This window comes from Candidatus Hydrogenedentota bacterium (assembly GCA_012523015.1).
Taxonomy (GTDB): domain Bacteria; phylum Hydrogenedentota; class Hydrogenedentia; order Hydrogenedentales; family CAITNO01; genus JAAYBJ01.
Genome location: JAAYJI010000248.1, coordinates 1 through 5,475, shown reverse-complemented (window position 1 = coordinate 5,475; position 5,475 = coordinate 1). Strand labels below are relative to the sequence as shown.

Genomic DNA, 5,475 nt, shown 5'->3' with positions numbered 1-5,475 from the left:
TCACGCGGCATGGCTGGGTCAGGCTTTCGCCCATTGCCCAATATTCCCTACTGCTGCCACCCGTAGGTGTCTGGACCGTGTCTCAGTTCCAGTGTGGCCGATCAACCTCTCAGTTCGGCTACCCATCATAGCCTTGGTGAGCTATTATCTCACCAACTAGCTAATGGGGGGCGGACTCATCTCTCGGCGGTGCTTTGAAGCGCCTTTCTTTGGTACATCGCAATGTACCAACCGTATGCGGTATTAGCGGCCGTTTCCAGCCGTTATCCCCCACCGGGAGGTAGATTATCCACCTGTTACTCACCCGTTCGCCACTTTATACACTCCCGAAGGAGCTTTAATCGTTCGACTTGCATGTATGAGGCCTGCCGCCAGCGTTCGTTCTGAGCCAGGATCAAACTCTCCGAATTAAAAACTCGAACAAGCGGAGCGAACTCCTCTTGTTATTGAATAGTTTGATTCCTCGTAGATGTTGTTAGAATCACAACACAAAGGATATCAATGATTGTTTGGGCCGATAGTCAAATTACTTCAACTCTCAGCACACAAGCGACCATGTGTTGTACATCGTATTCAATTTTCAAAAAGCATCCGGTACCCTGTTGCGTACTCGGCGGCCCCGCTCATAAAAACCCGGGAGGGGCACGAGGATTAATTGTACCAACTAATCCTTGGCAATGTCAAGTCTGTGCTCAACTTTTTTTGAGGCCTTAAAAGCGATCAATTTCAGGTGAGGCAGACCTTAACTTGAGATCTTCCGCAGCCTGCCCTTTCGGGCTCTTTTCGGAAGCTGTGTGAAGTATAGCATAGTCTTTTGCTAACTTTCAAGTTTTTTTCTATTTATTTTTCAGTGAGTGACCACTAACTTGAAAACCGAAGCAAACCAGCGAAAGTATACACTACCTAAAAACACAATTTCAAGTTGTGACGATTAAAATTTCGCTTCCATCCACTAGACACAACGAATGTGTTGTTTTTCATGGAGTGGAGAGTTCCGCAGGAAAAGTGTTGCGGAGAAACGCCAGTATACCACACAAAAAAACGCAATGTCAAGCACAAGGATTTGTGCCTTCCAGCCGCATTCCTGCGGGGCACACTGCCATCAAGATGTGCGTAGTCTACAGGATGCGAAAGGCGAATGTCAAATTAATTTCCCTCCCTTTTATTCCCCCTGATTTTACAGGGTCATAAGCATCTCGGCTGCGAAGAAACCAACGAGGTAGAGAAGTCCGAGTGTGCACGTTGTTCCATTTTTTTTGCGCTCTTGAGATTGAAGACGGCGGCGGCGAAGCCGGGCGAAACAAGCTACAACCGACCGGAATAAGGAAGCTACCTCGAGCAAATGTTGGAAGAAAGTTTTGTGATTGCCCCTTGTTTTTTTTTGCAGTGCCCTTTTTGTTCTGCGCGGAAATGTCAATCCCTTTCATGAATACACGAAGTGCTCTGCAGCCTACTGTTCGTCTTTGATCGCAATAATACCGAAAGGGACAACCGCTTTATTGCGCCCAATCCCTAGGGGAAAAAACAACTATTTTTTTTGCGAAAGGGCGCCTTACTTTCAATATCAAATCTCCGCATTTAATTTGTACGATGGGATTACTTTCTCTTATAGTATAGCTGTTGTGTTTGGGCAGTTTGTTTAGTTTGTGTGAGCAACCTTAGAAGGAAAAAGATGATGGCGAAAATAGTTACAAAATATTTGCCTTTGGGCGCGATGCTTCTTTTAACGGCGGCCTTTATGGTCGGGTGTTCGTATGACATTGAAATACCGGTAACCAAAGGTGTGGTTCTCCCCGGAACCGACGGCATAGATGGTCTTGAAGGCTTGGATATTTCAGGACTCACAAGCGGCGTATGGGGACCGGAAAAGCTGGGCGAAATCTGCGGCCTATCCAACATTTCCGAATTCTTAGAGACAGTGGAACTGCCGTCGTCCATTTCCAATATCTTGGCCATTATAAAGATTAACGATGTGTTAATTAGTGAGATTGCTTTTAACGCGACGCAGGGTGATTTTAATACCATTAAAACACTAAGTCTCGACATAAAAGGCGATGGTACAAATGTCGCTTCCTTTCCTGCCCATGATGCGAACGGCCTGGGCGAATCGGTCAATCTAAAAGCAAAAAAACCGCTTAGTTTGTTGAAACAAAAAGCCGATTGTTTGGAATTTTATGTTTCATTAGAAGGCACGATGCCGAAAGAAGATGTAATACTTGACTTGGTCACAATGGCATCTATCAAGTACAGTATCACTCTATTTTAAATCTTGCCGACCTGGAAACAAATAACAAGTTTTGCTGCCCGGGGTCCGACAGACAGCGCTGTTGGGCTCCGGGTTATTCTTCGCCTAGATCGTCCAGGATACCCACGCCGGCACTGGTACCGATGTAATTCGCGCCGGCATCAATCATGCGCGCCACATCGGCATAGGTGCGTATACCGCCGGCAGCTTTAATATCAAGATGAATGCCGACAGTCTCTTTAATTAAACGGATATCTTCTTCGCGCGCGCCGTAGGCTCCGAAACCGGTAGACGTTTTGATGGCGCTCGCGCCGGCGCGCAGACTCATCTGACAGGCAGCAATCTTTTCTTCTTTGCTGAGACAGCTCGTTTCTAGAATCACTTTTACCGGAGCGCCCCCGGTCGCTTTCACGATGGTAGCGATTTCTTTTTCAACGTAGTGGTTATAGCCGGATTTGAGAGCGCCGATATTGATGACCATCGCGATTTCGTCGGCGCCATTCTTCAGCGCATCCCGCGCCTCCTCCACTTTGATCCGCGCCGATGACGCCCCCAGAGGAAAGGCAATACACGTGTCGATAATGACCTCGTGATCTTTCAGGAGTTTGGCGCAAAGCGGTGTCCAAGCCGGGTTAACCGATACGCCACGAAAGCCATGGCTAAGGGCTTCTGAACAAAGTTTCCGAACCTCGGTTTCGGTAGCATCAGGACGCAACAAAGTATGTTCAATCAGTTTTGCAAGTTCTGCGCGATTCACGTTCTCGTTTCCTTTTGAATGAGCTTCTCCGCCTCTCCCGAACAACACAAAAGAGTTGATAGTGCTTTTTCCGTAGAAACACCATTGTAACATTATCCCGGCGGATTCGACACGTTGAAGCCGGGATGGACGAGATGGACAGAATGGACAAGATGGACCGGATGGACAAAATGGACAGAATGGACCGGATGGACAAGATGGACGAGATGGGCACAAAACTTTTCGGTGTAGGCAGTAGATTTGTCTCGCCGAGGTGTTTCTGTCGTCATGTCGTTGTGTTATGTACGTTGACTTGAATAGCCATTCCCGCCTCTTTTGGAGTGCGCCTGCCTTAGCGCACTCCCGTCCATCCCGTCCATCCCGTCCATCCTGTCCATAGTGTCCATAGTGTCCATAGTGGAGACTCTTGGGCGCGATAAATCTCGCCCCTACAGTTATTGGGTCAGCGTGAAAAAGTAAGGTATTGTAAAGACGTAGGCGCACGTCCTTGCTTCAAAGACCGCGCCACCTCCACCAGATTCTTCGCTGTGCTCAGAATAATTTTGGGTTCCCAACTGGAAAGTTGAGGAACCAGCAGGGCTTGGGTAAAAGTTTGGGCAGTGTTGTGCGCTGCAGGGTGAAAGGTGAGGTGAAGAACTTTCCGGTGCAGGGGCGGGATTTATCGCCCCCGAAATCTTTCTGTCATTGAGGCGCAACGTCACGCTTTGGCGTCGCTTCTAGGCAGCGCAGCCAAGAACTTGTTTTTTCTCTCCGAGTTTGCTATAGTATAGCCTCTTTTAATGCCATTCATTCGTGCCGTTTTCTCGGCGTCTAACAAGTATACAGTAAGGAGCTCATTATGGCTAGGGTATGTGAATATAGTGGGAAGCGCCCACAAGTCGGTAATCGTGTAGTACGCCGCGGTAAAGCCAAACGCGAAGGCGGTATCGGTCAGAACATCACCGGTATTTCCAAACGCCGCTGGAACCCCAATCTTCAAGTAATCCGTGTTGTTGATGAAAATGGCCGCGTGCGCCGCGTCAAGGTTTGTGCGCGCTACATCAAAGCCGGTAAATTTGTGAAAGCGCCCCGCGGCAGTCACGCCGCATGGAAAGCGTCAGCGGGTAAATAAATCCCTTCTTTTAACTTTTATCGCCCTGTCTCGGCCAGCCTCCGGGACAGGGTTTTTCTTTGGAGAGCCATGAATACAGTCATCGGAATTGGAGATTCAATCGATCTCAGCATACACGCCGTTGCCCATGGCGGCGACGGTATCGGACATCTATCGGGACAAGTGTGTTTCGTAAGCGGCGCGCTGCCGGGCGATCGGGTTGAAGCGCAGATTTACCGCAAAGGGAAACGGGCCCTTTGGGCGCGTACAACAACAATCCTTGAAAAGTCACCGGCACGCTTAGCGTCGACGCCGTGCCTGTCCGCCGCCTGCACATCCGCCTGCGGCTGGCACGATTTTTCCTATCCCGAACAAGCCCGGTGGAAACAGCGGATCGTCGCAGACGCGCTCAAACGTATTGGCAAGATTGACGCAGACGTGGCATGGAAAGAATGCCCCGATTTACGAAGCGGCTACCGTACCCGTGCCGCCTTCCACAGCAACGGAAAGGTAACGGGCTATTATTCGCGTCAAAGCCATGACGTGATTCCCGTAGCGGATTGTCCGCTCCATCATCCCCATCTCAACGCGGCATTAAAAGGGCTCCAAGGCATCCCATGGAAAGGCGATATTCAGGTCACCGTCAACCCCGAAGCATCAGAAGTGTTGGTCTGGACCAAAGACCCTTGCCCGCCCCTGGCCGAAGCGTTCCCCCTTTACAATTGCGCTCGTGACGATACACGACACCAGTTTCTATTTGACGGTGTCCCCATCGTCAACGGCGTCTTCAGCCAATCAAGTCTTCTGTTGAATCGGCTCTTGGTCAAAGAGGTGAACGACTCCCTGGGAGAGGCGGAAAGTCTCCTTGATCTCTATTGCGGCAGCGGTAATTTCAGTATCAACCATGCCGGCAAGATCGACGTGCTGGGCATAGACCACAGCAGCCCTGCGATACGCGCCGCCGCCGACTCTTGCCGCGGCAGCTATAGGCAAGGCGACGAAAGTGTCATGATCGCACAGTTGCATCAGCGCCCGTGGGGCGCCGTACTTCTTGATCCGCCCCGTACGGGAGCGCGCCAGCTCACCGACGCCCTATCCAAAACGGACGCGCAAAAAATCATTTATGTTTCCTGCGACCCCGCCACCTTGGCCCGTGATCTGCAAGCAATACTCACCGGTCATTGGCAGCTGAGCCGGGTCACGGCGGTGGATATGTTTCCGCACACGCCCCATATTGAAACCATAGCGTTGCTACAAAGAGAAATTAGGTAGACATCCTCAGATTCGAGCTATTTCCTGTGTATTTTGAGTGTATAAAAGATACGCAAAAAAACTTTTCTTGTAGAATTTTAAAACCCGAAACGGTAGGCTACAGTATGAGGT

4 protein-coding genes, 1 rRNA gene and 1 pseudogene are annotated in these 5,475 nt (G+C 49.9%); 4 read left to right on the top strand and 2 right to left on the bottom strand.

Going from position 1 to position 5,475, the window contains the following annotated elements; all coding sequences use genetic code 11:
- Positions 1 to 406: ribosomal RNA gene (locus tag GX117_10890) — 16S ribosomal RNA — on the bottom strand; the annotation flags it as partial.
- Positions 407 to 1,672: 1,266 nt separating this feature from the next.
- On the opposite strand from GX117_10890, the gene GX117_10885 reads away from it, so the two are divergent.
- Positions 1,673 to 2,266, top strand: a complete 594-nt coding sequence (locus tag GX117_10885; protein ID NLO33842.1) for a hypothetical protein — start codon at positions 1,673 to 1,675, stop codon at positions 2,264 to 2,266.
- Positions 2,267 to 2,339: 73 nt separating this feature from the next.
- On the opposite strand, the gene deoC is transcribed toward GX117_10885, so the two are convergent.
- The gene (deoC, locus tag GX117_10880) at positions 2,340 to 3,095 is read right to left on the bottom strand and encodes a deoxyribose-phosphate aldolase (GenBank protein ID NLO33841.1); all 756 of its coding nucleotides are present in this window, start codon (positions 3,093 to 3,095) and stop codon (positions 2,340 to 2,342) included.
- A 31-nt stretch (positions 3,096 to 3,126) separates the two neighbouring features.
- Between deoC and GX117_10875 the strand changes: the two are divergent.
- The 3 genes and pseudogenes from GX117_10875 (at position 3,127) to GX117_10865 (ending at position 5,364) form a co-directional block, all read left to right on the top strand.
- Positions 3,127 to 3,240 (top strand): annotated as a pseudogene (locus GX117_10875) (hypothetical protein).
- A 600-nt stretch (positions 3,241 to 3,840) separates the two neighbouring features.
- Entirely contained in the window at positions 3,841 to 4,113 is a 273-nt protein-coding gene (gene rpmB / locus GX117_10870; protein NLO33840.1) for a 50S ribosomal protein L28, read from the top strand.
- Between the two features lie 69 nt (positions 4,114 to 4,182).
- Positions 4,183 to 5,364, top strand: coding sequence for a class I SAM-dependent RNA methyltransferase (locus tag GX117_10865; GenBank protein ID NLO33839.1), 1,182 nt, complete (start codon positions 4,183 to 4,185; stop codon positions 5,362 to 5,364).
- Positions 5,365 to 5,475: the final 111 nt, after the last annotated feature.

Excerpts from the sequence above, each read along its gene's own strand:
- GX117_10865 (NLO33839.1), top strand. The coding sequence starts at position 4,183 with ATGAATACAGTCATCGGAATTGGAGATTCAATCGATCTCAGCATACAC.
- rpmB (NLO33840.1), top strand. The coding sequence starts at position 3,841 with ATGGCTAGGGTATGTGAATATAGTGGGAAGCGCCCACAAGTCGGTAAT.
- deoC (NLO33841.1), bottom strand. The coding sequence starts at position 3,095 with ATGTTACAATGGTGTTTCTACGGAAAAAGCACTATCAACTCTTTTGTG.
- GX117_10885 (NLO33842.1), top strand. The coding sequence starts at position 1,673 with ATGATGGCGAAAATAGTTACAAAATATTTGCCTTTGGGCGCGATGCTT.